The sequence below is a fragment of the Ochrobactrum sp. Q0168 genome, assembly GCF_016427605.1.
Lineage (GTDB): Bacteria > Pseudomonadota > Alphaproteobacteria > Rhizobiales > Rhizobiaceae > Brucella.
The window spans coordinates 1-25,205 of record NZ_JAELXQ010000005.1; the positions used below are offsets into that span (position 1 = coordinate 1).

Sequence of the window (25,205 nt, forward strand, 5' to 3'; positions counted from 1 at the left end):
CGCCTTGCGACAGAACAAACACCGTATCGCGCATGATGAGGGGCGGCTCAGCAGGGTTGAGAATGATCAGCGCCTTGCCGCGTTCAGCACCACCCAGCTCGCGGATCGCCTTCGACGTGGTTTCGGTGAACTCATCGATATTGGCGCGGGTGCCGGGACCAGCGGAACGCGACGAGATCGAAGCGACGATTTCGCCATAGACCACGCGGTCGGTCGCGCGCTTGACGGCATAGACCATCGGGATCGTCGCCTGACCGCCGCATGTCACCATATTGACGTTCGGCTCATCGATATTGGCGTCGCCATTGATGGCGGGAATGGTGAAGGGGCCGATGGCGGCTGGCGTCAGGTCGATGACCTTCTTGCCGTCCTTCTGCAACAGCGCGTCATTATGCAGATGCGCCTTGGCCGAGGTGGCATCGAACACGATATCGATATCGCGATATTCCGGCATGCGCATCAAACCGTCGATGCCTTCATGGGTGACCGGCACGCCAAGCCGTGCGGCGCGCGCCAGACCATCCGAATTCGGGTCGATGCCGACCATTGCGCCCATCTCGATATTCTTCGACGTGCGCATCACCTTGATCATCAAATCCGTGCCAATATTGCCGGAACCAATGATCGCGCATTTCTTCTTGGACATAGCGGGTCCTTTCTGATCTTCCTCAGGTCGCCACACCAGACGCCAAATGGGAGGCTTGACCGGCGCGGATACGCGCACTGCACGCCTTGAAGCGGTGGTGTGGTGAGTCAGCTTGAAAGGACGCTGGATGGCTGGGTCGTGGCTGAACGGATGCCAGAACCTGGCCCATCAGTTCGCACGTATCGCTCCTCCGGCAAATCCTCCCCATTTGCTTGACAGGGGGATAATAGGACGGAGGATGCGGTCTAGATATTGGGGTTAACCCCTACCGATTTTCGACTTGTGTATTAGCCGAATGGCGGTTGCGCCACATATGGGCGGCCTTCTGGTGAAAGGCATCGTAGCTGTCATTGTCGGCGGCGGCTGCCGTCATCATGGCCATGGCTGCTGTGGCAATAACCGTGCTTTCAGCGCGCTTGTCGTTCGCCGTACCGGTCCACACGCCATGCCAATATTCAAACGAACTGAGGCTGGAATGCTTGTCGCTGCTTTCCTTCGAAAGCGTCGGCAACTGCAACGCGCTCGATTGCCCTTGCACGTAACGGTATATTGTGTGCCTGCGGTGCGGAACGAGTTCCGCTACATCGCGGCTGGTCGAGACGACCGAGGCCGACTGCATGTCGAGCAGCACGGCGGCATCGCGGTGAAGCTCACGATAGGCTGGCTGGGATACGCCGAGAAACGACGATTTCAGGCCCAGCGGGTTGATCAAGTGGACAAGACTGTTCATCGGCGAGCGGGATTCAAACAGCGGATAAAGCGCCAGCAGCGCCTGCACTTGTGGTGCAAAACCCGCCAGCGGCATGAAGCATATGCCATGCGCTCGCAATGCGCTTTCTGCCAGTTCATGCGACGCGGCAATCGGCAGATTGAGTGATTCCGCCGCAATCTCCAGCTTGCCCGCCAATTCACCCACACCGCAACTACCATGCATGAGCACCGGATAACCGGCGCGCGCGACAAGCAATGCAGCCAGCATGAACCATGGTGACTGCGCAGAATTCGGAGACAGATAAGCGGGCCAGTCCAGCGCTGGTTTATTGATGCTGGCATCGGCGGCATAGAACCGCCCGGACGCCCGCGCCATGCCCGCAAGCTCCGGCGCGGTCAGGCCGCGATAGTGGATCAGGCGCAACAACGCGCTGATCTGCATCGGGTCGGCTTCGCCTGCAAAGATCGTCGTGAAGGCATCTTCCGCCTCGTGCATTTCCAGCGGGCGGGTATGTCCCGCCTTGCGGCCAATGACGGCAATATATTTGGCCAGCCGCCGCGTTGGATCGTTTTCGCTCTGAATATCGGCGAACTGTGCGGCGGTATATTCCGCCGACGGATAGTTCTCCAAATCCGTCACCTTGCGGATGGTCAATGGCGGCGGGCTCGCGATGGCGCTGCGGTTCCAACCATGGTGGCCAGGATGGCGGGTCTTGCAGGCCGACACATGCGCGGTTTCAGAACCGGGCTTCATCAAGGCATCGGCTTCATGGGCCAGGCGTCGCAAGCGCCCGCGCAACGCTTCGGCCTTTGGCGTCGCGATCATCGCGCGACCGGAGCGAACAAGGATCGGATCATCGAAGTGGTCGCGGATTTGCCCCAGCAGACGGCTCATGGCCGGAATGCTCAAACCCATCTGTTTGGCCGCGCCACCCACACTGCCCTCCACAAGAAGAGCATCGAGGGCAATCAGCAGCCGCAATTGGCCAAGGCGAAGATTTGCACCGTCGCTTTCAGCGCTTTCCGCCGGTTCTGCGCTCTTCGCCCGCTTACTCGCCATATCCGCTGCCTGCCTCGTCAGTTGCGTTTTTTGAAACTTGGAAAGTTTCTAAAACATGATGATTGACGTCATCTTATAGCCATACATAAGGAGAGTAGAAAACTCAACTTTAGACGGTGGTGAAAATGACCAGCTTGTTTTGGGGCTTGTGTGCCATTGGCGCGCAAGGCAGGCACATGACCAATGGAACGCTTACAGCAAAAGCGATTCTCGCAGGGACATGTCTTTCGACCGTCCTTCTGGCAAGCCAAACCAGCGCCTTCGCGCAAGCTGCATCCGACAGCACGATTAAGCTGAACCAGATCGTGGTGACAGCGACTGGCTTTGAGCAGAACATCACCGATGCCCCTGCCAGCATCACCGTCGTACCGGGCGAAGAGCTTGAAAAGGGCGCGTATCGCGACCTGACCGACGCCTTGAAGGACGTGCAGGGCGTGGCTGTGACAGGCCCTGCCGCCGAGCGCGACATTTATATTCGCGGTCTTCCCGGCTCCTATACGCTGCTGCTCGTCGATGGCAAGCGCCAGAGCACCCGTGATGCCCGCACCAACGGCAATTCCGGCTTTGAACAGAGCTTCCTTCCGCCTGCAAACGCCATTGAACGCATCGAAGTCATCCGTGGCCCGATGTCTTCGCTCTATGGTTCGGATGCGATGGGCGGCGTCATCAATATCATCACCAAGAAAGTGTCGGACAAGTGGAGCGGCTCGTTCACGGTGGACGGCATTGCCCAGCAGCACTCCAAATACGGTAATTCCCTTCAGGGTTCCTATTATATTACGGGCCCACTGGTGCCGGACCTTATCGGTGTGCAGCTCTGGGGACGTGGCCTGAAGCGCCAGGAAGACAAGATCGTCAGCGGCACGCCTGAGCAGCAGGATGTCGACATCACAGGGCGTATCACATGGACGCCGAATAAGGATCACGACGTTCAGCTCGAACTGGGCAAGACGCGTCTGCGCCGCGACAGCACAGTCGGTAATACGACGGAGAAGACCGCCTCGGCTGTCGATTCCTACAACTATAATGACCGTGACCATTGGTCGATCAGCCATACCGGCCGCTGGGGTCCGACGACGTCGGAATTCTCCTTCATGCAGGAATGGTCTGAGCGGACCAACTTCAACTGGAGCAACAAGTCCCAGAGCTACGAGGAAAATCTCCGCTCACCCCATGTGAAGAATTCGATTCTGGACGGCAAGTTCACCACGCCGTTCGAACTCTACGGCAATCACACGCTCGTCACTGGCGGCCAGTTCATGGATACGGTCTTGACTGACCAAAATCCGGGACGCCGTACGGGTCTGGATGAAGAATTCAGCGTGCGCCAATGGGCGCTCTTCGCCGAAGACGAATGGTGGCTGACGCCCGACTTCTCGCTGACCGGCGGTCTGCGCATGGATGATCACGAGGTCTATGGCTCGCATCTGAGCCCCCGCGGCTATGCCGTGTGGCACGCGACCGATCAGATCACCTTCAAGGGCGGCATTTCAACGGGCTTCAAGGCGCCCGATATCCGCACCATCGCTCCGGGCTATGCCTATACGACGGGCGGCGGCGGCTGCTCTTATGGCCCGACCGGCACCTGCGGCGTCATCATCGGCGATCCGAATCTGGAGCCGGAAAAGAGCACCAGCTACGAAGCCAGCGTGTTGTGGGACAATCAGGAAGGGCTGCGTCTCGGCGCGACTTATTTCTACACCAACTTCAAGGACAAGATTTCCAACGCGCTTGTTACCGACAGCAATGGCGATCCGGTTCGCTGGAGCGAAGATCCGAACTACCGTCTGTGGTATGCCTTCAACATTGATGAAGCCGTGCTTCAGGGTGTGGAACTGACATTCAACTGGGAAGCGACCGACACGATCACCCTTCGCGGTAACTACACCTATACGGATTCGGAACAGAAGACCGGCACCTATGCAGGTCTGCCGCTCGCCCGCACGCCAAAGCACATGGCAAGCCTGCGCGGCGACTGGATTACCCCGGTCGACGGGCTGAAGGCATGGGCCGCCGCCAACTATCATGGCGAGGAAACCAATGCCGGCGCACGTATCGGTACGGCTGGAACGCCGATCTATGCCGCGGACGGGAAGACGGTTCTGGCGCGCAAGTACAAGCCCTATGCGACGGTCGATCTCGGCGGTTCTTATGACTTCAGCGAGAACGTGACGTTCAACGCAGCCATCTACAACATCTTCGACAAGCAGATCGATGTCGATGAGTTCAACACCGTTGTCGACGGTCGTCGCCTTTGGGTCAGCATGACCTCGCGCTTCTGATCTGACGCCATATGACGCCGGTTTATGCCGGCGTCATTTTTTTCGATTGAATGGATGCTCGATGAGCGCTCTGAAAAACATAAAGAAGGTGTGCCTGATGCTCGGCAGCATTCTTTTTGCCTCCACGGTTCAGGCAGCGGAACCCGTGCGTGCTTTCTTCGACATGGAAGCCAATGGCATTTCCTATCGCATTTTTACCGCAGCGCCTGCCGAGGCCGCTCCCGAAGGCGGCTATCCGGTCGTCTATATGGTTGACGGCAACCGCATGTTGCCGCTCGCCGCCGCTGAAATGGCCAAGAATACAGCGCTGAATGCTGTTCTGGTCGGCATTGGTTATCCGACCGACGATGCGGACGAAATCGTGCGCCTGCGCTATTTTGATCTGACATCGCTAACCACCGATCAGCTGACGCCTGATCCCGCCGACCAGCCAAAGACCGGCGGTCGCGATGCCTTCCTTGCCTTCATCGAAGGACAGGTGAAGCCTGAAATCGAAAAGCGTTTCGCCATCGATAAAAGCAAGCAGGCGCTGTTCGGCCATTCGCTGGGCGGGCTGTTCACACTCTATGCGCTGTTCAACCACACGGGCACCTTCCAGACATACGCCGCCGCCGATCCGTCGATATGGTGGGACGGTCATTCGATCCTGTCGGACAAGGACCGCTTCATCGCGGCCTTCAAATCGGCTCCGCACCCGCTGCGCCTGCTGATGGAAACTTCCGGCAAGCGCGGTTCCCGTCCCGGCCAATCGGCTGACGACATTCAGCGCATGCGAAAGCTGCGCGGCGGACCTTCGGGCGCGGATGTCTACAAGGAACTGGAACAGCTGCCGCAGCTGGAGACAGCGTTCCACCGCTTTGCCGATGAGGGACACGGCTCGATGATCCCGCTGACGGTGAAGGACAGTCTGGATTTTATTCTGCTCGGCAAGAAGCCAGAACACACAGACAATTGAGACTTTTTTGTCCGCCGGGGTTGGACCTGCGGAAAACTGGACTATAAAGCACAGGATTGACGAAAGGATTGTGCATCATGCTGAATTTCGGCCAACATGTCGCCCGCCTCTGTGGCGCAGCCGTCATGGCGCTTTCTCTGGCCTCTGCCGCCAGCGCTGCCGACATCACCGTCAAGCATGCGCAGGGTGAAACGGCCGTGCCTGCTTCGCCTGCCAAGGTGATCGTGCTCGATCTCGCAACGCTCGACAATCTCGACCGCCTCGGCGTCAAGGTTGCGGGCGTGCCGACACTGGTCACCGCCCCAGATTTTCTCAAGAAATATCAGTCCGACGATTATCCGAAAGTCGGCACGCTGTTCGAGCCGGACTATGAAGCCATCAATGCCGCCGAACCGGACCTCATCATTGTGGGCGGTCGTTCGGCAGCCAAATATCCGGAACTCGCAAAGATCGCGCCCACCATCGATCTGACGGTTTCCTCAAAAGACCTCATCGGCGGCACCGAAGCGAATGTTGAAAAGCTTGGCCAGATCTTCGGCAAGGAAGCGGAAGCCAAGGCTGAGATCGAAAAGCTCAACGCCGATGTGGCCGCGCTGAAGCAGAAGACGGCGGGCAAGGGCACAGGTCTTCTGATCCTCACCACTGGCGGCAAGATGAGCGCCTATGGCCCCGGCTCGCGCTTTGGCATGCTGCATGACGCCTATGGTGTGACGCCTGCCGCGACTGACCTCACCACCAAGGGCAATCACGGCCAGCCGATCAGCCAGGAATTTATTCTGAAGACCAATCCTGACTGGCTGTTCGTGATCGACCGCGACGCTGCCATCGGTCGCGAAGGCAATTCCGCCAAGCAGGTTCTCGACAATGATCTCGTTCGCCAGACCACGGCAGCGAAGAAAGACCAGATCGTCTATCTGAAGTCGCAGAACTGGTATCTCGTCGGCGGCGGCCTCAACGGCCTGCACGGCACCATCGACCAATTGTCGGAAGTGTTCGACAAGGCAAAGTAAACGTTAGGCACTTTCTGACCCAGTCACCCGGGCTGTCCGCCATGCCGGACAGCCCGATGCATGACAAGGCAAGAGAACAGGACAAAGCGTGAAGGGACTAGCTGCAGCTATAGTTGTTGTCGCCGTGCTTGCTGTCATCAGCCTGTTTATCGGGGTCGGCGACGTCTCACTACATGCACTGATTTACCCCGGTGAAAGCGCGAGCGACAGTCCCGGCAGCGCGCTTGAACTGCTGCTCGTCAGCCGTATTCCGCGCACTATCGCCATCGTTCTGGCGGGCATGTCGATGGCCGTTGCGGGCATGATCATGCAGATGCTGACCCGCAACCGTTTCGTCGAACCGTCAACAGCAGGAACGGTCGAATCCGCCAGCCTTGGCATCCTTCTGGTTATTCTTTTCGCACCGGAAGCGCCCGTCTTCGTCAAGATGCTGGTCGCCTCCGTCACCGCAGTGGCGGGAACGGCGCTGTTTCTGCGTATCCTGCGCAGCATCCGGTTGCGCTCCGTGCTGGTTGTTCCGCTGGTTGGCATCATGCTCGGCGGGGTTGTCAGCGCCATCACCACTTTCCTCGCCTATCGCTTCGATCTGCTGCAATCGCTGAATTCATGGACGACCGGCGATTTTTCCGGCGTGCTGCGCGGACGTTATGAATTGCTGTGGATCGCCTTTGCGCTTACCGTCGTCGCCTATATCGCCGCCGACCGCTTCACGGTCGCGGGGCTGGGTGAAGATTTCACCACCAATCTCGGCCTCAATTATCGCCGTGTGGTGACGCTCGGCCTCATCATCGTATCGATGGTCAGCGCGTCGGTCGTCGTCACGGTCGGCATGATCCCGTTTCTCGGCCTGATTGTGCCCAATGTCGTCAGCATGTTCATCGGCGACAATATGCGCCGCGCATTGCCTTGGATCGCCGTTCTCGGTGCGGGTCTCGTGCTCGCCTGCGATATTGCCGGTCGCCTGATCCGCTTTCCCTATGAAATCCCCATCGGCACGATGATGGGTGTCGTGGGCAGCGTCATCTTCCTCTATCTCCTGTTGCGGCGGGGTTCGCGCCTTGCTTAGACGCCCCGCGATCCTCATCCCCGTTCTCGGCGTGATTGCCCTTCTTGCCGCCGTCGCCTTTATGACGATTGGCGCCAAGGGCAGTTGGTCATTCATCCTGTCCTTCCGCGGCACAAAACTGGCCGCCATGGTACTGGTGGCCTATGCAATCGCCGTTTCGACCGTGCTGTTTCAAACCGTCACCAATAATCGCATCCTGACACCATCCATCATGGGCTTTGATGCGCTCTATATTCTGATCCAGACCGTCATCGTCTTTTTCTTCGGCGCGGTGCATGTCGACTGGATCGGACCGAACATACGCTTCATCACCGAAACCGTGGTGATGGTGCTGTTTGCGGGTTCGCTCTATTACTGGCTGTTTTCGGGCGCGGCGCGTAGCCTGCATCTGGTGATGCTGGTCGGCATTATATGCGGCGTATTCTTCCGCAGCCTGTCCAATCTCTTGCAGCGCATGCTCGATCCGGACCTGTTCGCGGTTTTGCAGGACCGCTTCTTTGCCAGTTTCAACACGATCAACGCTGATATTCTGACACTCTCGGCGATTATCGTCGCTGCCGTGTCGCTCTATGGCTGGCGGCTGTTGCATGTGTTCGACGTGCTGGCGCTTGGACGCGAGCCTGCCATCAATCTCGGCGTCGATCATCGTCGCGTGGTGCGGCTCATCCTGCTGATGGTCACGGTGCTGGTCGCCGTTTCGACCGCCCTCGTTGGACCGATCACCTTCTTCGGCCTTTTGGTCGCCAATCTCGCTTACATTCTGGCAGGCTCTGGGAAACATCGCGTCGTTCTGCCGATTGCCGTTCTTCTGGCCATCATCTGCATTGTCGGTGGCCAGACCATTCTCGAACGAGCCTTTGCCTTCAATACCGCGCTCAGCGTCATCATCGAATTTCTGGGCGGTCTCGTCTTCATTATCCTTCTTGTCAGGGGAAATGCGCGTTGATCGAAATAAGCCAAGTCAGCAAATCCTATAGCGGCGCCCTTGTCGTCGAAGACGTGACCCTGCGCCTGGCCGCGGGCGGCGTAACGTCGATCATCGGCCCCAACGGCGCGGGCAAATCAACGCTGCTTTCGATGATCAGCCGCCTTTTGCCGATGGACAAAGGCCGCGTGACCGTTGACGGTCTGGATGTCACCACCACATCAGGCGATGTGCTGGCAAAGCGCCTCTCCATTCTCCGGCAGGAAAACGCCATCAATTCACGACTGACCGTGCGCGACCTCGTAACCTTCGGGCGCTATCCCTATTCCAAGGGCCGACCGAACAGCGAAGACCGCAAGCATGTCGAACAGGCGATCCATTACCTTGGCCTTGAAAGTTTAAGCGAGCGCTTTCTCGATGAATTGTCCGGCGGTCAGCGCCAGCGCGCCTTCGTTGCGATGGTGCTCTGTCAGGATACGGACTATGTGCTTCTCGATGAACCGCTGAACAATCTGGATATGAAACACGCGGCGTCGATGATGAAGCTTTTACGCCGCGCTGCCGATGAGCTTGGCAAGACGGTGGTGCTGGTGCTGCACGACATCAACTTCGCGTCGTGCTATTCCAACCACATCGTTGCCATGCGCAATGGCAAAGTCGCGCATCAGGGCACGCCGGACGAACTGATCCATCCGGAAATCCTGAGCGACATTTACGACATGGATATCGCGGTCGAGATCATCGGCGGCAAGCGGATCGGGGTCTATTACCTGTAAATAGACTATCTATTCGCTCGATTTCGTGCAAAAGCATGCGCAACCAACCATTGGCGATTATCGGTGGAGTGTCCATGCTGACGAAGAAGGGCAAATATGGTTTGAAAGCATTGGCACATCTTGCCTTGCTTGAACCCGGCGAAAGCGCGTTCGTCGCCGATATTGCTTCCAAGAACAATATCTCCAAGAAATTTCTCGACGCGATTCTTCTGGAACTGCGCAATGACGGCATCTTGCGTTCCAAGAAAGGTCCCGGCGGCGGCTACAGCCTTTCCAAACCGGCAGCCGATATCACGATTGGCCAGGTGGTTCGCGTTCTCGACGGCCCGTTGGCACCCATCCGCTGCGCAAGCCGCATGGCCTATCAGCCATGCGAAGATTGCGAGGATCACCGCGCCTGTCAGGTGCGCCGTTCGATGCTGCTCGTGCGCGAAGCCATCGCCGGCGTTCTCGATTCCATGACGCTGGAACAATTTGCCCGCAACGGTGGCCTCGAAGACGACAGCGCCGCGCCCGAATGGGCCAAGCTAAGCGCCTGACAACAGGTCCAGCAGCCGATAGCCGCCATTGTGATAGACAAGCGGCTCGCCGCCGCCCGCCACGATTTTCAAAACACGACCGATGATGATGGCATGGGTGTGCCGTTCGATGACGTCTTCCACGGCGCAATCGACAGCGGCCAGTGCGCCCGTCAGCGCCAGCGCGCCGCTTTCCAGCGTATACCATTCGGCGTCTGCGTAACGCGCGACGCCCTTGATACCGTCCTTGCCGGCAAAGCGGTCCGCAATCGGCTGCTGGGCAGCCGACAGCACATTGACGCAGAAATGGTTATGGCGGCTAATGGCGGGCCAGACCGACGAACCGCGATTGATGTTGACGATGATCGTTGGCGGGTCGACCGAAAGTGCCGTCGCCGAGGTGACGGTCGCGCCGGTGCGCCCATCGCCGAAGCCCGCAGTCACAACGCTGACGCCGCCAGCCAATTGCCGCATAGCAGCCTTCAACTCATCTGGTGAAACAGCGATATCCGCCGTATCTTCCACCAGTCTCAACGCTTTTTCGCCCATGCTTGCCACCATCATTTCATTGCCGTCATCGCTTTCTCCGGTCGACCGGATCAAACGCAACGGAATGGTGTCACGCCACGCACCGACGTTCAAAGGTGCTGACTGCCTTCTGATCACCAATAGGGAAAGCATTTTCTATTTTCTACAAAATGAATGGAATTAATCCGCTCGCAGCGCCATCAGCGCTGCGTTCTTTTTATATGGTGTTCGGCCAGATAGACCCGATCGTCCTGCGTTGAAAACAACACGGAAAAGACAATGCCGATAGCAGCGCCGAGCAATGTGTCAAGCACCCGTTCCGACACCATATCGACCCCGTTCAGACCAGGCGCGGCGATATAGGTCATCAGTAGCGCCATCGGCGTTACGAGGATTTGTCCCAGCGCATAATTGGAGCCGATGATGACTTCGGTTGCAAATTGCAGGAACCCCAGTATCGCAACCAACGTCCATATGGACGGAGCATGTGTCAGGATCATCCAGGCAACGACCGCGCCCAGAAGCGTGCCGACCATGCGCTGCAAGGCGCGGTTCATGTTGATATGCAGATGCGCGCCCTGCATTACGGCAACAGCGCCCATTGCCGCCCAGGCGGGGTGCGCGGCCTCCATGGCATAAGCGGCAAACGCCGCCACGCCCGCGCCAAAGGCAACACGCACTGCTGCGATCAGCCGGTGGCTGACCGGTCGCAACGGTTCCGACGGGAAAGGCTTTTCCACACTGGCCTTATGACGGAAATATTCCGTCAGCACACAGATCAGAAAGGCCAGTATTGCGACCAGCGCGGTAGCGGCGGTGCGCTCCAGCGTCTGCTGTAAACTAACCGACTGGCTCATCGATGCGCCGGCAGCGAAGATGAAAATCAACGCGCCGGGAGGACCGAATTTTCCAGTTGCGGTCACAAAGCAGAATACACCGCACAGAACGGCCAGCAGCAGAAGCTGCAAAGCCAGCGGCGCACCCGCTGCGGCGACAAGCGACATGACGAGCACGGCCAGCGTCTGGCAGATGGCGCACAGAAGCACGACGCGGTTGCGGCTTGCCTGCGGTGCAAAACGCCCGAATAAAGCAACCAGAGCGCCAAGCGAAGCAAAGCCGATCAGATGCGACCAGGGCGAAAGATAGATGAGCGGCAAGGCGATGACCGCAGTGGCTGCGGACTGAAGGCCTGCAAGCGACGAGTTGCGAATGGAAGGCTGCTGCGAAAGCGCAACGCTTTCCTGAAACTGCTGCGGTTTCAAAAGCTGGCGCGCGGCGTCGAGCCTGCGGGCCGACGATATCATGGAGGTTTCGGTCCTCATTCTCCAGTTTCCTGTGAGCGTCTCAACTGATTGGCCGCGAGGCGCCGCTCGATAGCGTCGAAATGGTCAAGCATGGCGGCCAGATCCGCATCGGAAATATCCGCCAGCATGTCTTCCTCCCCCTTGGCCAGTTCACGCCGGATTTCTGTCACGCGCTGCTCACCCTTCGGCGTGAGGAAGATCAGCCGCGCGCGGTTGTCGTTTTCATCGACCCGGCGCTCGACCAGCTCCTGACGGGAAAGAATATCCAGAAGCCGCACAAGGCTCGACCCGTCGATACCGACCAGCGCGGCGAGTTCTTTCTGCGTCACGCCGCCGCCGGTGGTCTGAAGATGGATCAGCGGAACCCATGTGGCATCGGACAGCCCCGCTTCGGCAAGGCGCGCATCAAGCGCGCGCCGCCAACGCCGGGCAAGCAACGAAAAGCGAATCCCAAACTGGGAGCGAGGAGAAGACGAATTGGACTGCATGACGGCAATAAAGCACGAATTAATTTGATTTGCAATTCAAATTAATTCAGTTGAAACGAATTTTACATTTGGAATTCGCCTGCCGAGATTTTCCAGATAGCGCTTTCTGAACGAGCCGCTTATCATCAAGCAATACTTCGCCCGAAGGCGCGAAAAATCTGACCGAATAACTGTAATCCCAAAACATCCCGCTCCACGAAGGAAACAAGACAGCAACCATGGCAGCTCTCGTGTCGTCGGAAAATGGAGTCGGCCAGAAGGCAGCACGCTTTCTCGGCCTGATACTGATCGCTATCCTCGGCTATAGTTTCTGGCTCAATGAAAGCTGGCTGACACTCTGCGCCGGACTGGCGATTTTCCTGTTCGGCATGCAGTGCCTTGAAGAAGGCTTGCGCAATCTGGCGGGTAGTGCCCTGGAGCGGATGCTGGCGCGCGGCACCTCCACCTCGTGGAAAAGTCTGCTGGTCGGGCTGGTCGGTGCGACAGTAATGCAATCGAGCACGCTTGTCTCGCTGATGACCATTGCCTTCATCACAACTGGCCTTATATCCCTGGCCGCTGGCATATCCATCATTTTCGGTGCAAATCTGGGCTCGGCAACCGGCATATGGCTGCTGTCGCTGGCCGGACAGAATTTCAGCCTCTCTTCGCTGGCCCTGCCGCTGATGGTGTTTGGCGTATTGGCGAGTTTCTTCGGGCCGAAGATCAAAGCCATCGGGCGCATTCTGCTTGGCATCGCCTTCATCTTCCTTGGCATTGACGGCATCAAGCAGGGCTTTTCCGTCGTCACCGAGAATTTCGATCTCGCCCAATACAGGATCGACGGCTGGCTCGGTCAGGTCATTTTCGCTGGCATCGGCCTCGTGCTGACCCTGCTGCTGCAATCGACCCATGCGACCTTGATGCTGACACTTGCAGCGCTGGGTCTCGGACAGGTCGATCTCTGGCAATCGGCGGCAATCGCCATCGGAGCCAATGTCGGCAGCAGCATCACCACCGGCATTGCCGGTGCGCTCGGCGGCAATCGCAGCGGCCAACGACTGGCGCTGGCGCACGTGATTTTCAATGTCGCCACCGCCTGCATTTCGCTGGTTCTGATGGGAATGCTGGTTCGCCTTGCGGTGTGGCTCTCGCAGGCAATGGACGTTGGTGACAATCAGTTGATCCAGCTCGCGATCTTCAACAGCGAGTTCAACATTTTAGGCGTGCTGATCTTCTGGCCCGCTCTGGTCCCGTTCACACGCTTTCTGGAACGCGTGCTACCGGGCAGGCCAGAGCCTCGCGTCCTCATTCCAGCAGGCACGCCCGACCTGCCGGAAAATGCACTGCGCGCCCGTTATCTTGACAAGTCGGCGCTCAGTTCCCCCGAGACGGCTGCGCAGGCACTGGTGCATGAATTGCAGCATCTGGGACGTCTCAGCGTCGAGGTTATCTGCCACGCGCTTTATCTGCCGGTCAGCGAAATCAACCGCTCCAAGCATGACGAGGCCATCATGCGCGCCGCACCCGACGTCGATTATGTCGATGCCGACCTGCTCTACCGCCTCTATATCAAGGGTGTCTACGGAGACATATTGAGCTTCATCGGCAAGGTCGATCCCGGGAACAACACGGATCAGCAGAATTTCTGGATGACTGGACAGGTGATCGCACTGCAAATGGCGGAAATCGTCAAGGACGCCAAGCATCTCCAGAAAAATCTCGGTTTCTATCTGCGGCAGACCAATTCCCCCGTCCGCGACGCCTATGTTGAACTGCGCGAACATCTGGTCAATGTGCTGCACGAAGTGCGTGTGCTGAGCCGCGCCGATGCCGCCAGCGACAAATGGGACGCCCACCAGCAAGCTTTCATCGAGAAGGTCAAAGATTTCGAACGCGCCTTCGGCGCAAAGCTGTTCGAGGCGAACCGGCAGGAGAAAGTCAGCGGCTTACAGCTCAGCTCGCTTCTCAACGATCTTGGCTATGCCAGACGCATCGCAAACGGGCTCAACACGCTTCTGACCATTCGCAAGCGGTCGCTCAATGACCCGCTGCACAATCTCTCCGGCCTTTTCGAGGAAGGCACGCCGCTGGTTCAGATATAACGAAACGCCGTCTTTTTCAGGCGGCGCGGACCTCCAGACCGCCATTTTCGACGATGAAGTCAATCACCGCCTGTACGCCCTGACCGCGATGGAGGTCGGTGAAGCCGAACGGGCGTTTGCCACGCATGCGCGCTGCATCGCTTTCCATTACCTCAAGGTCCACCCGCACATAGGGCGCAAGATCGCTCTTGTTGATGACCAGAAAGTCCGACCGCGTGATACCCGGCCCGCCCTTGCGCGGAATTTCCTCGCCCTGACAGACGGAGATGACGTAAAGCGTCAAATCGGCCAGATCGGGGGAGAAAGTGGCGGCAAGATTATCGCCACCAGATTCGATGAAAACGATATCCAGATCGGGAAAGCGCCGGTTCATTTCCGCGATGGCCTGCAGGTTGATCGATGCATCCTCGCGGATTGCCGTATGCGGGCAGCCGCCGGTTTCCACGCCCATGATGCGATCCTCGGACAGCGCCTGATGGCGCGCCAGAATATAAGCGTCTTCCTGCGTATAGATATCGTTGGTGATGACGGCGACCGAATATGTGTCGCGCAGCGCCTTGCAGAGCTTTTCGGTCGGCGTCGTCTTGCGGGAGCCGCCCGGCCCGCCAATACCAATCCTGAGCGGTCCATTCTTCTGTGTCATGAGCGAAAAAGCCTCGAATGCTGTGTTTCATGTTTCATGGCCATGATGTCGGCGATGAAAGTCGCCGAACCAAGGTCATCCAGACCGGACTGTCCGGCACGCATGGCGGTTTCTGCCAGTGTGTTTTCCAGCGCGGCCATGGTGGTGGTCACGCCGCTTTGCCCCGTGACCGAGAGGCGGATGGACGCCTGCAACAGGTTGATGCAGAAAGCCTGCAAAAAAGCCGCCAGTGTTGAGACGAGTGGAACGCCATGCGCCCCTGCCACTGCGCCGACGGCCACCGGATAAGCGCAGTTGCCCGGCAGCTGATCGGAGACAGGAGACGGCCAGCTGCGCGCTGCCGACAGGAAAGCGCCGCCTTGCAGCATGGTTTCCATATGCCGCTCGCGAGAGCCTGCCAGCGCCTCCGCCAGCTGGGCAAGCTCGCCCAAATCCTCACCCGCCATCGCCCGCCGCCAGCTTTCAGCGCAAAGAACGGCATCGTTCCAGCCCGAACCGCGTGTAACGAGCCAGTGCAGCCAGTCCTTCAACTCTGCCGCATCGGTGACGAAGCCATCATGCACCGCCCGCTCCAGCCCGTGGCTATAGCTGAAGGAGCCGACCGGAAAGACCGGAGACAGCCACGCCATCAGCCGCAGAAGAGCGGTGTTGGGATCAGTCGTGATGGTGGTGGTGATGGTCATGGTCGTGGCCGTGCCCGTGGTCATGATGCGAATGGCCACCTGAATAAGCGCCACGCAACGGGCTGAAAACCGCCACCACATCGGTCACGGTTGCGCCCAGCCCTTCCAGCATCGCCTTGATGACGTGATCCCGCAGAATGAAGATACGGTCCGCCTCAATCTGCGCCGCCAGATGGCGATTGCCGATATGCCAGGCAAGCTCGGCAATATGCAGCTGGTCGCGCCCGTGGATTTCGTAAAGCTCTTCGCTGGCGGCGCGGATTTCAATCTCGCGCCCATCGTCCAGAACAATCCGGTCGCCATGGTCCAGCACCACCGGATCGGCAAAATCGGCAAGTACCTTCTCGCCGTTGTCGAGCGTGATTGCCTTGCGGCGCAGATGGCGTTCGTCACGCTCCAGCACGGCATGGGCCGCTGGAACCGCGTCGATCACTTCATGCGCGCGGATGATGTCTACTGCACGGAACATTTTCTACCTCAATTCTCAGAACAGGAAATAACGCTGCGCCATCGGCACCACATCCACCGGTTCGCATGTCAAAAGCTCGCCATCAGCGCGCACTTCATAGGTTTCCGGATCGACTTCCATTTGCGGCATGGCATTGTTGAGGATCATCGAGCGCTTGCCGATGCCGCCGCGCGTATTGACGACAGCCGCCATCTGCTTGTCCACGCCGAGCCTCTCACGCAAACCGCCATCGATTGCTGCCTGCGAAACGAAGGTGATCGAGGTGTTGGTGCGCGCCTTGCCGAAGGAGCCGAACATGGGCCGGTAATGCATCGGCTGCGGCGTCGGGATAGACCCGTTCGGATCGCCCATCGGCGCCGTAGCGATCCATCCGCCCAGCAAAACCATATCCGGTTTGACGCCAAAGAAAGCCGGGTTCCATAAGACCAGATCGGCGCGTTTTCCAACCTCAATCGAGCCGATCTCATGCGACATGCCATGGGCGATGGCCGGATTGATGGTATATTTCGCCACATAGCGGCGGGCGCGGTAATTGTCATTGCCCGGTCTGTCGTCCGGCAGGTTGCCGCGCTGGCGCTTCATCTTGTCCGCCGTTTGCCAGCAGCGAATGATCATTTCACCGACCCGGCCCATGGCCTGACTGTCGGACGAAATGATCGAGAAAGCACCCATATCATGCAAAATGTCTTCGGCGGCGATGGTTTCCTTGCGGATACGGCTTTCTGCAAAGGCAATGTCTTCGGGGATGGCCGGTGACAGGTGATGGCAGACCATCAGCATGTCGAGATGCTCTGCGACGGTATTGATCGTATAGGGCCGCGTCGGGTTGGTCGAAGCAGGCAGAACATTCGGGTACTGGCAGACGCGGATAATATCCGGCGCGTGACCGCCGCCCGCACCTTCCGTATGGAAAGAGTGGATCGTACGGCCCTTGAAGGCATTGAGCGTATCCTCCACGAAGCCGCTTTCGTTGAGCGTATCGGTGTGGATCGCCACCTGCACGTCGAAATGGTCAGCGACAGACAGGCAGTTGTCGATAGCCGCAGGCGTCGTGCCCCAATCTTCATGCAGCTTGAGACCGCAAGCCCCTGCCAGAACCATTTCCTCCAGCGCACCCGGCAAGGAGGCATTGCCCTTGCCGAACACGCCGAAATTCATCGCCATGCCGTCAAAGGATTCGATCAGCCGCGCAATATGCCAAGGCCCCGGCGTGCAGGTGGTGGCCAGCGTGCCATGCGCGGGGCCGGTGCCGCCGCCCACCATGCAGGTAATACCCGCATTCAGCGCCTCATCCACCTGTTGCGGCGAGATGAAGTGAATATGCGAGTCGATGCCACCCGCCGTCACGATCTTGCCCTCGCCCGCGATGATTTCCGTGCCCGGGCCGATGATGATCGTAACACCCGGCTGCGTGTCGGGATTACCCGCTTTGCCGATGCCAGCAATGCGCCCGTCGCGTAGCCCGATATCGGCCTTGTAGATGCCGGTATGATCCAGAATGAGCGCATTGGTGATGACGGTATCGACCGCGCCTTGCGCCCGCGAAAGCTGGCTCTGGCCCATGCCATCGCGGATAACCTTGCCGCCCCCGAACTTGACCTCCTCACCATAGGTGGTGAGATCGTGCTCGACCTCGATGACGAGTTCCGTATCGGCAAGGCGCACCTTGTCGCCGGTGGTGGGGCCGAACATCTGCGCATAGGTGGCGCGACTGATCTTGGCTGGCATGAAATTCTCCGTCGACACTGGCGACTTGTTTTTACGCATTATCCTGCGCAAAACGGTTTCGCACTTTTGCTGGAAATGCTTAGAGCTTACCCATGATTTTCTGGCGGAACCCGTAGACCTCGCGCTTGCCGCCGAGCGGAACCAGCGTCACATCGCGTTCCTGCCCCGGCTCGAAGCGCACCGCAGTGCCTGCGGCAATATCAAGCCTGCAACCGCGCGCTTTTTCACGGTCGAATGACAGCGCCGCATTTGCCTCATGGAAATGATAATGGCTACCAACCTGGATCGGGCGGTCGCCGGTATTGGCGACCTTGATCGTGACCGTGGGTTGCCCCTCATTAAGCTCGATTTCGCCCTCAAGCGTGAATATTTCGCCAGGTATCATGCTGCACCTCAACCAGCGATAAGCATCAGACCGCCAAGCGCGGTCGCGCCACCGGCAACGCGCAGGGCGAGGCGACCGCTTGGACCAGCAGCCAGACGACCGACGCCAAGACCGATGGCGATGCCCGCTGCGTGGAGCAGAGCCGTGGCCAGCGCAAAGCCTGCCGCATAATCGAAGAAGGTTGCAGCGCCGATTTCACCGCCATGCGCATGGCCATGAAAGAAGGCGAAGAAACCGGCGATCACCGCACCGACAAGCGGCGAGACCGGCAGCGCCAGCGCGACCAGAAAGCCGAGCACGACCACCGAGGCCAGAATAACCGGCTCGACGAATGGCAGCGGCATCCCGACAAGCGCCGCCACGAAGCCCAACAGCATGACGCCGACAAAGGCCGCAGGCACGATGAAAAGCGCCCGTCCGCCCAGCATCGCCGCCCAGAGACCGACGGCGACCATCGCCAGAATATGATCCGCACCGAAAAACGGATGCGAGAAACCGGCGGCAAAGGAGCCGTGTTCGGCGGGATTGAGATGGGCAAAAGCCGGGCTTGCCATGAGCGCAAACGCTGCTGCCGTCAGGACCGTCATCTTCTTCATCTTGCACCTTTTCAAAAATTGAAATTCAAAATCAGCGGATCGGCTCGTGCACCGTGACAAGCTTGGTGCCATCCGGAAATGTCGCCTCGACCTGAATATCGTGGATCATCTCGGCAACGCCCGCCATCACCTGTTCCCGCGTGATGACATGTGCGCCCGCCTCCATCAGATCGGCCACCGTGCGCCCGTCCCGCGCGCCTTCCACAACGAAATCGCTGATCAGCGCGATGGCCTCCGGATGATTGAGCTTCACACCGCGCTCCAGACGGCGGCGAGCAACCATGGCCGCCATGGCGATCAACAGCTTGTCTTTTTCCCTTGGCGTCAAATTCATGACTTCGTTCCGAACCTTCCCAACCAACGCGGCCCGGTGGCCGCAAATTCAAATTGACCAAACTTTAGGCAGTCCTGCCTTTCCATTAAGCAGCGCCAGCAAAGGAGCGAGGCGCTTGCGCAGGGCATAACTGTCCGGCGCATAGAGGCGTGCGCCAAGTTTCGATGCGTCGCCGACCTGCCAGACGCTGGCGCCGCCCTCCTCGCCGATAATGGCGCGCGCGGCCTCCAGTTGCCTTTCGGCGTGCGTCGAAACCAGCAACACCGTGGCAACGGCAAGCCCGCCATCCGCGACCGCTCTGGCCTGCAATTCAGCGGCAACATCAGGCCCCAGGCGGAACTCTTCCGCATGAACCAGACGCCCGCCGAGCCGCACCCGCCAGCGGTCGCAGAACGATGCCTGTTCCACCGCTTCACCCATGGCGAGACGCCCGAAAACAGTCGCCTCGACCAGCAGCACTTCCGCCCCTTCCTCCATCTCGACATCCAGCGCGCGCGAGAGAGCGGATCGGTTGAACAAAATGGTTTCCTGCGGGAGCCATGCAAGACGCGTGCCTGTTGCCACCTTGATGTGTGTTTCTATGCGCGCCTCACCGCCGCCCGAGCGATAAATCCGCTCGCAGGCCTGTGTGGTGACCACGGCAGAAGCGCTCTCCTGCAGCTCTACGTCCCAGCGCAGCCGGTCGCCGCCGGTCAGCCCGCCGGAGGTGTTGATGAGGATCGCTTCCAGCGGGTCCCGCGCCACTTGCGGCATGCGGATTTTGGCGGCGCCCTCCTGATAAAGCCGGGAAATGCGGGAGCGCCCCTCCTTGAAATGGACGGTCAGCCCGCCCACGCCATTGACGCGCTGCGGGGCAAGTTTTTCCAGATTGCCGGTATCGATGGACATAGAACTGCTTTTCACCCCGCAGATCAAATCAGATTGCAGGCGAAGGGTAAGGCAGGTCCTGATCGGCGGAAAGCGGGATTAGATTATTTAAGCAATTATTCTGCGGCTTGATAATTGCGCAGTCATCCGCCCCAAGGCAGATGACTGCGCTTGGTGTCAGAAGCTGACGCTCAACTTGGCATTGACGCCATTCTGGACAGCGCCGGACCCGAACTGGCCGTTATAGGAGACACCCAGAACTGCGTCCTGGCTGATCTGGAAGTCCAGACCGGCTTCCACGGTCGCAACATCCTTGGCAATAGGAGCACCCGCGACAGTAAAGGCGCTTGATCCGAGGAAGCTTGCCGTCGATACCGGCGTGACATCGCCATAGGCGTGACGCCAACCAATATCCGCACGGGCTTTCGCATTGAGGCTGCCAAGATCGATATCGGTCGATGCCCGGAAGCCGAGCGTGCTGAAGGTCGTATCGGTCGTATCGGAACCCGTGGTCAGGGCAGCGGCGGTCAGCCCCTGCTCATCGAACCCATCCGTCTTCAAACGGACATAAGCAAGATTTGCGTAGGGTTCCAAAGCGGCCTTGCCGAGCTGGGTTTTGTAAGCAAGTTCACCGAAAGCTTGAAATGTACCCGCATCGTAATCGGCATTCAGGTGGTCACTGAAGCCCGGGAAAGCAGCCCGGCGTTCCATCTCAAGATTATGCCATGTGTAGCCGAGGCCCGACCGAAAGGCCAAAGCATCGCCACCGGCTAAGCCCCATTCGGTGCCTGCATAGGCGCCGAGTGTATAATTGTCGCTGCTGCCTGAAGAGGTTCGGTCGTCGACATGGAAACTGGTGTGGCTGTAGCCCGCCAGCAGGCCGAGCCGCCAATTGTCATAGACCACGCCATCCAGACCCGTGATGAACCCGCCGGTGGATGATTTCAGCTCGCCCGTATGACCATTACCGTCCTGCTTGCCCCAGCTTCCGAATGCATAGCCCCAGGCTGCATAAGTGCCCGAAGCATTGCCGATGCTTGCCGGTGCGACGGCATCAAACGCCTCGCTTCCCGATTTCTTCGGCGCGGGGCCAAAGGACAGCGCATGGATCGGAGAAGACGGTGTTCCGCCAAAAGCCTGCTGCAAGCGGCTCGTCACCGCATCGCGCGTGAAATGCGTCTGATCGATCAGAACGCCCTTGGCCGAAGCATAGGCTTCACCGGAAAGCTGATCGAAAGCTGCCCGCGCTTCACCGTCGGTCAGCATCAGGAGGCTGTTATAAAGCGCCAGCGACGGACCGCTTTGCGCCAGCGTGCCGAGTGCTCCTGCTGTCGCCAGCTGGTTCGGGGTGTTGGCTGCAGTGGTGAACAGCTTCGAAGGCTCGCTAACGTCGTCCTTCAGCGAAATGGTGACCGCATTTCCCCCCGCCGGGGATGCCAGATCGAAATTCAAAAAAGCCGAACGCGACGTGATGTCGGCAAATTGACCGTCAATACCGCCCGCCGCCGTGATGAACGAATAGGTCTGCCCCTTCTGATAGCTCGTTTCCGGGTCGATGGCCGTTATGACCGCATGTGCCCCGGCAATGGTGGCAACGCCGCTGACATTGACGAGGTCGGAACCGCCATTGCCAGCAATTTCCACCTCCATCGTCGAACCGGGCTGGAGAACCAGATCGCCATTGATCGTCAGTGTTCCGATGGAGTTGCCCGGAGACAGAAAGCCGCCCGAGAGAATATTCACATTGCCGCCAATAGTGCCGGTGCCGCCCAAGGTCGCGCCAGAGTGGACCTGTACCGATGCGTCGAGTGAACCGGTGCCGTGATTGCCGACAATCAGCGTTCCCGCCTCGACTGTCGCACCGCCGCCAAAGCTGTTGGCGCCAGTCAGGATGATCTTGTTCGTTCCGGCAAACGTCATGCTTCCCGCACCGGAAAGCGCGCCGGTCAATGTGAGATTGCCGTTCGTGCCGTCGATGGTTCCGCCCGCCGCATGGACCGCCATGTCCTGACCGATGATCATCGGTCCCGTTGGACGCAGCGTTCCACCGTCAAACTCGACCGGGCCATGGGTCATGGCGTAATCGGTTTCGATGAAATAGGGACGCGACGTGTCCAGCGTCAAACCGACGAAGTCGTAATTGAGGATCTGCTTGAGATCATCGCGCGACAAATCCGAGAAGAAGGTGAAAGGCAGCGAATCCGCCGCGATTGCCTGCCCGTTGTTGGTAATAAGATTGGCCAGTTGAACGCCAAGCGCAATATCCGAAGCCGGATCAAGCGAACTAAAGTTTATATCGGCAGTCAGAACATTAAACAGCACGATTTTCCGCGTCTCGCCCGGAGCAAGCGAGACGGAATACTGCCATTCCGTAACGTCTGAACCGTCGGAATGCTTCATTGTCGAGTTCAGGGTGTAGGCATTATTGCCGAAAATATGCGTTATGACAGGATCAAGGCTATTTATACGGTCTTCACGTGAAACCAGATACAAATTTCCGGTTTGCGCAGCCACATTGCCCGAGCTTGACGCGACGAATGCAGTGTCAAAGTCCGAGCCTAGATTATTGAGGTAAGTGAGCGATCCGGTGATTGTGTTAGCCGTTGTGTTCGAGATCGTTTCGACCCAGCGCGCCGCATTATAGACCCCGCCTGCGGCAAAAGTCGCCGTTATTGGCGTTGGAATAGAGCCCGGACCATGCGTGGTATCCACCTGTCGCGTAACAGTCAGCCCACCAAAATTCGGCGAAACATTACCTCCTTGGCGAAACCCAAGCCCGCCGTACCCGTCATACGCATCACTAACTCGTTGGTATACCGGCGTTCCAGCCACGCCGACAGAAGCCCCCGCTGCCTCAGAGATTCCGCCTGAAAAAGAGAGATCGGCCGGGCCGTAATAAGTCGCGCAGCACGCCCCGATTGTGCCAGTGTAAGGCCCACCGAAGGCCGGGTTGGTGACGTCATTGCTATAGGCTCCGTACACAGCGAACTCAATGAGCTGCTGTTCAGCGCGCACCGGCGCCATCAACAGCAACAATGTCATGAGAGAAGCGCCAGCCGACAGGCTGCCACGACGGACTTTAATATTCATGATTCCCCCGACCCCATTCTCAAAAGAGAATTATAGATAACTAATATTACTGGAGATCCGGATTCGAAGCGAGAATAAATTCGCAACTCCTAAATAATTTCATGGGGCAATTTATTGGGTAAAAACAATAGTCCCGCTCTATGCTGAAACCATAGTCACCGGCTCGCGAATGGCGATCCGGTCGCACGTCAAAAGGCCCTTGAAGAGGGCTACACGACCCATAATCACACCGAAGAGAACATCTTTCGAGAACTTAATATAGGATCGCTCGAACCGACTTATACACAACAGTGTCAAGAAAACTTCAAGTAACTGAGAAAAGCCTGTTACATTTGAGGCCTATTCCCCGCCTTCAGTTTTAGTCTGGCCAGCGGATTTCCGTGGCCGCTACGGATCGGGGAAAACATGCTTATCAACCGTCGTCACGCTTTGGGTCTCATGGGCGCTGCCGCTGGCACGTTCATCATGCCGGGGATTGTCCGCGCCAACCAGCGCCGCTCGGTCACCGTCGCCGTTCAGAAGATCACCAACAACAACACGCTCGACATCTGGAACGAACAGTCGAATGTCGGCGAGCGCGTTTTCTTCCCGAATCTGTGGGAAGGCCTGATCCTGCGTGACTGGATGGGCAATCAGGGTCCGGTTCCGGGCCTCGCCACCGAGTGGAAGCGTCTCGACGACAAGACCATCGAACTGAAGCTGCGTCAGGGCGTGAAGTTCCACAATGGCGATGAACTGACCGCCGAGGACGTGGTGTTCTCCTTCTCCGACGAGCGCCTTTTCGCAGGCACCGAGCCCGCCGGCGGCAAGACGCTTTATGAAGCGAATTTCAAGCCGCAGACGGAGAAAGAACTCCCTGCCGCCATTCCCGGCGTTTCGCGCCGTCTCTGGCCCGCGCTGCGCGGTGTTGAAGCCGTCGACAAATATACCGTCCGCTTCCACAATGCGACGCCGGATGTCACGCTCGAAGGTCGCCTCTATGCCTTCGGCTCGCAGATCGCCAACAAGCGCGCCTGGGATGAAGCCAAATCCTATGCCGAATGGGCGCGCAAGCCGGTCACGACCGGCCCTTACAAGGTTGCCAGCTATAAGCCGGACGTGGAACTCGTTCTGGAAGCGCATGACGAATATTGGGGCGGCCAGCCGCCGCTGCAGCAGATCCGCTTTGTCGAAGTGCCGGAAGTTGCAAGCCGCGTGAACGGCCTCATCTCCGGCCAGTACGACTTTGCCTGCGATCTGCCGCCGGACCAGATCGGCACCGTTACCGCTAATCCGGGCCTTGAAATCCAGAGCTCGACCATCTGGAACCATCGCCTCACCGTTTTCAACACGCAAAATGAAATCCTGCGCAATCCGCTAGTGCGCCGCGCCATGACGCACTCCATCGACCGCCAGGCGATTGTGGATGCGCTGTGGGCCGGTCAGACGGTCGTACCGGCAGGCATGCAGTTTGAAAGCTTCCGCACCTCCAACATGTTCATCGAAGACTGGCAGCCGCCGAAATTCGATCCTGAACTGGCGCGCGATCTCTTGAAACAGGCCAATTACAAGGGCGACGCCATCCCGTATCGCCTGCTGAACAACTATTACACCAACCAGACGCCGACGGCGCAGGTTCTGGTGGAAATGTGGAAGCAGGTCGGCCTGAATGTCGAGATCGAAATGAAGGAAAACTGGGCGCAGATCCATGATCCGGAAGGCGTCAAGGGCGTTCGCGACTGGTCGGCATCCAACAACATCAACGATCCGATCACGCCGCTGGTGGTTCAGTTCGGCCCGAATGGCGAAGCGCAGCAGAAAAAGGACTGGTCGAACGACGAGGTCAACAAGCTGTCGGTCATCATGGAAACATCCACCGACCACGACCAGCGCAAGAAGGCCATCAAGCGTATGCTCGAAATCTGCGAGCGCGAAGACCCGGCCTATAATATTCTGCATCAGAACGCCGTCTTCACCGGCATGAAGAAGGAACTGAACTGGAAGGCCGCACCGGCATTCGCCATGGATTTCCGCTCCAGCAACTGGAACGTCTGATCCGCTGACCAGGGCTGGCATTT

At 58.6% G+C, this 25,205-nt stretch carries 23 protein-coding genes; 9 read left to right on the top strand and 14 right to left on the bottom strand.

Features of this window, described 5'->3' with window-relative positions:
- Both JAU75_RS11085 and JAU75_RS11090 read right to left on the bottom strand, forming a co-directional pair.
- A partial coding sequence (locus JAU75_RS11085) for an acetaldehyde dehydrogenase (acetylating) (RefSeq protein ID WP_199056298.1) occupies window positions 1-646 on the bottom strand: 646 nt, incomplete at its 3' end.
- Window positions 647-911: 265 nt separating this feature from the next.
- Window positions 912-2,417, bottom strand: a complete 1,506-nt coding sequence (locus tag JAU75_RS11090) for a glycosyl transferase family protein (RefSeq protein ID WP_199056586.1) — start codon at window positions 2,415-2,417, stop codon at window positions 912-914.
- Between the two features lie 176 nt (window positions 2,418-2,593).
- On the opposite strand from JAU75_RS11090, the gene JAU75_RS11095 reads away from it, so the two are divergent.
- From JAU75_RS11095 to JAU75_RS11125, 7 genes are all read left to right on the top strand, one after another.
- Complete coding sequence (locus JAU75_RS11095) at window positions 2,594-4,699, top strand: TonB-dependent receptor domain-containing protein (protein WP_199056816.1); 2,106 nt, start codon at window positions 2,594-2,596, stop codon at window positions 4,697-4,699.
- Between the two features lie 61 nt (window positions 4,700-4,760).
- Window positions 4,761-5,654, top strand: a complete 894-nt coding sequence (locus JAU75_RS11100) for an alpha/beta hydrolase-fold protein (RefSeq protein ID WP_199056587.1) — start codon at window positions 4,761-4,763, stop codon at window positions 5,652-5,654.
- A gap of 77 nt (window positions 5,655-5,731) precedes the next feature.
- Entirely contained in the window at window positions 5,732-6,664 is a 933-nt protein-coding gene (locus tag JAU75_RS11105) for a siderophore ABC transporter substrate-binding protein (RefSeq protein WP_199056588.1), read from the top strand.
- A gap of 88 nt (window positions 6,665-6,752) precedes the next feature.
- Window positions 6,753-7,730 carry an ABC transporter permease gene (locus JAU75_RS11110; RefSeq protein ID WP_199056589.1) on the top strand — a complete coding sequence of 326 codons (978 nt, stop codon included), beginning with the start codon at window positions 6,753-6,755 and terminating at the stop codon, window positions 7,728-7,730.
- A complete protein-coding gene (locus tag JAU75_RS11115; protein WP_199056590.1) occupies window positions 7,723-8,676 on the top strand; it encodes an iron chelate uptake ABC transporter family permease subunit in 954 nt (317 codons plus the stop codon). Before JAU75_RS11110 ends, JAU75_RS11115 begins: the two co-directional genes overlap by 8 nt.
- Window positions 8,673-9,431, top strand: coding sequence for an ABC transporter ATP-binding protein (locus JAU75_RS11120; RefSeq protein WP_199056591.1), 759 nt, complete (start codon window positions 8,673-8,675; stop codon window positions 9,429-9,431). The genes JAU75_RS11115 and JAU75_RS11120 overlap by 4 nt, the downstream gene beginning before the upstream one ends.
- 74 nt (window positions 9,432-9,505) lie before the next feature.
- On the top strand, window positions 9,506-9,970 hold the full coding sequence (locus JAU75_RS11125) for an Rrf2 family transcriptional regulator (protein ID WP_199056592.1): 465 nt from the start codon (window positions 9,506-9,508) through the stop codon (window positions 9,968-9,970).
- Here JAU75_RS11125 and JAU75_RS11130 read toward each other — a convergent pair.
- From JAU75_RS11130 to JAU75_RS11140, 3 genes are all read right to left on the bottom strand, one after another.
- Window positions 9,959-10,498: a flavin reductase family protein gene (locus JAU75_RS11130; protein ID WP_235889900.1), complete on the bottom strand. Its 540-nt coding sequence runs from the start codon at window positions 10,496-10,498 to the stop codon at window positions 9,959-9,961. The two genes, JAU75_RS11125 and JAU75_RS11130, sit on opposite strands and share 12 nt — an antisense overlap.
- Before the next feature lie 179 nt (window positions 10,499-10,677).
- A complete protein-coding gene (locus tag JAU75_RS11135; protein ID WP_199056593.1) occupies window positions 10,678-11,799 on the bottom strand; it encodes an FUSC family protein in 1,122 nt (373 codons plus the stop codon).
- Entirely contained in the window at window positions 11,796-12,218 is a 423-nt protein-coding gene (locus JAU75_RS11140) for a MarR family transcriptional regulator (RefSeq protein ID WP_247880455.1), read from the bottom strand. Before JAU75_RS11140 ends, JAU75_RS11135 begins: the two co-directional genes overlap by 4 nt.
- 269 nt (window positions 12,219-12,487) lie before the next feature.
- Between JAU75_RS11140 and JAU75_RS11145 the strand changes: the two genes are divergently transcribed.
- Complete coding sequence (locus JAU75_RS11145) at window positions 12,488-14,353, top strand: Na/Pi symporter (protein ID WP_199056595.1); 1,866 nt, start codon at window positions 12,488-12,490, stop codon at window positions 14,351-14,353.
- Window positions 14,354-14,369: 16 nt separating this feature from the next.
- Here the strand turns inward: JAU75_RS11145 and ureG are convergent, their stop codons facing one another.
- The 9 genes from ureG to JAU75_RS11190 form a co-directional block, all read right to left on the bottom strand.
- Window positions 14,370-14,996, bottom strand: coding sequence for an urease accessory protein UreG (gene ureG, locus JAU75_RS11150; RefSeq protein WP_199056596.1), 627 nt, complete (start codon window positions 14,994-14,996; stop codon window positions 14,370-14,372).
- Window positions 14,993-15,679: an urease accessory protein UreF gene (locus tag JAU75_RS11155; RefSeq protein WP_199056817.1), complete on the bottom strand. Its 687-nt coding sequence runs from the start codon at window positions 15,677-15,679 to the stop codon at window positions 14,993-14,995. Before JAU75_RS11155 ends, ureG begins: the two co-directional genes overlap by 4 nt.
- Window positions 15,651-16,148 (bottom strand): urease accessory protein UreE, encoded by a 498-nt coding sequence (gene ureE, locus JAU75_RS11160; protein ID WP_199056597.1) that lies wholly within the window; start codon window positions 16,146-16,148, stop codon window positions 15,651-15,653. The genes JAU75_RS11155 and ureE overlap by 29 nt, the downstream gene beginning before the upstream one ends.
- A gap of 15 nt (window positions 16,149-16,163) precedes the next feature.
- Window positions 16,164-17,876: an urease subunit alpha gene (ureC, locus tag JAU75_RS11165; RefSeq protein WP_199056598.1), complete on the bottom strand. Its 1,713-nt coding sequence runs from the start codon at window positions 17,874-17,876 to the stop codon at window positions 16,164-16,166.
- A 79-nt stretch (window positions 17,877-17,955) separates the two neighbouring features.
- On the bottom strand, window positions 17,956-18,261 hold the full coding sequence (locus JAU75_RS11170; RefSeq protein ID WP_199056599.1) for an urease subunit beta: 306 nt from the start codon (window positions 18,259-18,261) through the stop codon (window positions 17,956-17,958).
- Window positions 18,262-18,269: 8 nt separating this feature from the next.
- Entirely contained in the window at window positions 18,270-18,857 is a 588-nt protein-coding gene (locus JAU75_RS11175; RefSeq protein WP_199056600.1) for a HupE/UreJ family protein, read from the bottom strand.
- Between the two features lie 31 nt (window positions 18,858-18,888).
- Window positions 18,889-19,191 (bottom strand): urease subunit gamma, encoded by a 303-nt coding sequence (locus tag JAU75_RS11180; protein ID WP_078338387.1) that lies wholly within the window; start codon window positions 19,189-19,191, stop codon window positions 18,889-18,891.
- Between the two features lie 48 nt (window positions 19,192-19,239).
- Complete coding sequence (locus tag JAU75_RS11185) at window positions 19,240-20,079, bottom strand: urease accessory protein UreD (RefSeq protein ID WP_199056601.1); 840 nt, start codon at window positions 20,077-20,079, stop codon at window positions 19,240-19,242.
- Between the two features lie 156 nt (window positions 20,080-20,235).
- The gene (locus tag JAU75_RS11190) at window positions 20,236-23,148 is read right to left on the bottom strand and encodes an autotransporter domain-containing protein (RefSeq protein WP_199056602.1); all 2,913 of its coding nucleotides are present in this window, start codon (window positions 23,146-23,148) and stop codon (window positions 20,236-20,238) included.
- 405 nt (window positions 23,149-23,553) lie between these two features.
- Between JAU75_RS11190 and JAU75_RS11195 the strand changes: the two genes are divergently transcribed.
- Window positions 23,554-25,182, top strand: coding sequence for an ABC transporter substrate-binding protein (locus JAU75_RS11195; protein WP_199056603.1), 1,629 nt, complete (start codon window positions 23,554-23,556; stop codon window positions 25,180-25,182).
- Window positions 25,183-25,205: the final 23 nt, after the last annotated feature.

What these genes read in the sequence shown, in the direction of transcription:
- JAU75_RS11090 (WP_199056586.1), bottom strand. Translation starts at nt 2,417, where the DNA reads ATGGCGAGTAAGCGGGCGAAGAGCGCAGAACCGGCGGAAAGCGCTGAA.
- JAU75_RS11095 (WP_199056816.1), top strand. Translation starts at nt 2,594, where the DNA reads ATGACCAATGGAACGCTTACAGCAAAAGCGATTCTCGCAGGGACATGT.
- JAU75_RS11100 (WP_199056587.1), top strand. Translation starts at nt 4,761, where the DNA reads ATGAGCGCTCTGAAAAACATAAAGAAGGTGTGCCTGATGCTCGGCAGC.
- JAU75_RS11105 (WP_199056588.1), top strand. Translation starts at nt 5,732, where the DNA reads ATGCTGAATTTCGGCCAACATGTCGCCCGCCTCTGTGGCGCAGCCGTC.
- JAU75_RS11125 (WP_199056592.1), top strand. Translation starts at nt 9,506, where the DNA reads ATGCTGACGAAGAAGGGCAAATATGGTTTGAAAGCATTGGCACATCTT.
- JAU75_RS11130 (WP_235889900.1), bottom strand. Translation starts at nt 10,498, where the DNA reads ATGGGCGAAAAAGCGTTGAGACTGGTGGAAGATACGGCGGATATCGCT.
- JAU75_RS11135 (WP_199056593.1), bottom strand. Translation starts at nt 11,799, where the DNA reads ATGAGGACCGAAACCTCCATGATATCGTCGGCCCGCAGGCTCGACGCC.
- JAU75_RS11145 (WP_199056595.1), top strand. Translation starts at nt 12,488, where the DNA reads ATGGCAGCTCTCGTGTCGTCGGAAAATGGAGTCGGCCAGAAGGCAGCA.
- ureG (WP_199056596.1), bottom strand. Translation starts at nt 14,996, where the DNA reads ATGACACAGAAGAATGGACCGCTCAGGATTGGTATTGGCGGGCCGGGC.
- JAU75_RS11155 (WP_199056817.1), bottom strand. Translation starts at nt 15,679, where the DNA reads ATGACCATCACCACCACCATCACGACTGATCCCAACACCGCTCTTCTG.
- ureE (WP_199056597.1), bottom strand. Translation starts at nt 16,148, where the DNA reads ATGTTCCGTGCAGTAGACATCATCCGCGCGCATGAAGTGATCGACGCG.
- ureC (WP_199056598.1), bottom strand. Translation starts at nt 17,876, where the DNA reads ATGCCAGCCAAGATCAGTCGCGCCACCTATGCGCAGATGTTCGGCCCC.
- JAU75_RS11170 (WP_199056599.1), bottom strand. Translation starts at nt 18,261, where the DNA reads ATGATACCTGGCGAAATATTCACGCTTGAGGGCGAAATCGAGCTTAAT.
- JAU75_RS11175 (WP_199056600.1), bottom strand. Translation starts at nt 18,857, where the DNA reads ATGAAGAAGATGACGGTCCTGACGGCAGCAGCGTTTGCGCTCATGGCA.
- JAU75_RS11180 (WP_078338387.1), bottom strand. Translation starts at nt 19,191, where the DNA reads ATGAATTTGACGCCAAGGGAAAAAGACAAGCTGTTGATCGCCATGGCG.
- JAU75_RS11185 (WP_199056601.1), bottom strand. Translation starts at nt 20,079, where the DNA reads ATGTCCATCGATACCGGCAATCTGGAAAAACTTGCCCCGCAGCGCGTC.
- JAU75_RS11190 (WP_199056602.1), bottom strand. Translation starts at nt 23,148, where the DNA reads ATGAATATTAAAGTCCGTCGTGGCAGCCTGTCGGCTGGCGCTTCTCTC.
- JAU75_RS11195 (WP_199056603.1), top strand. Translation starts at nt 23,554, where the DNA reads ATGCTTATCAACCGTCGTCACGCTTTGGGTCTCATGGGCGCTGCCGCT.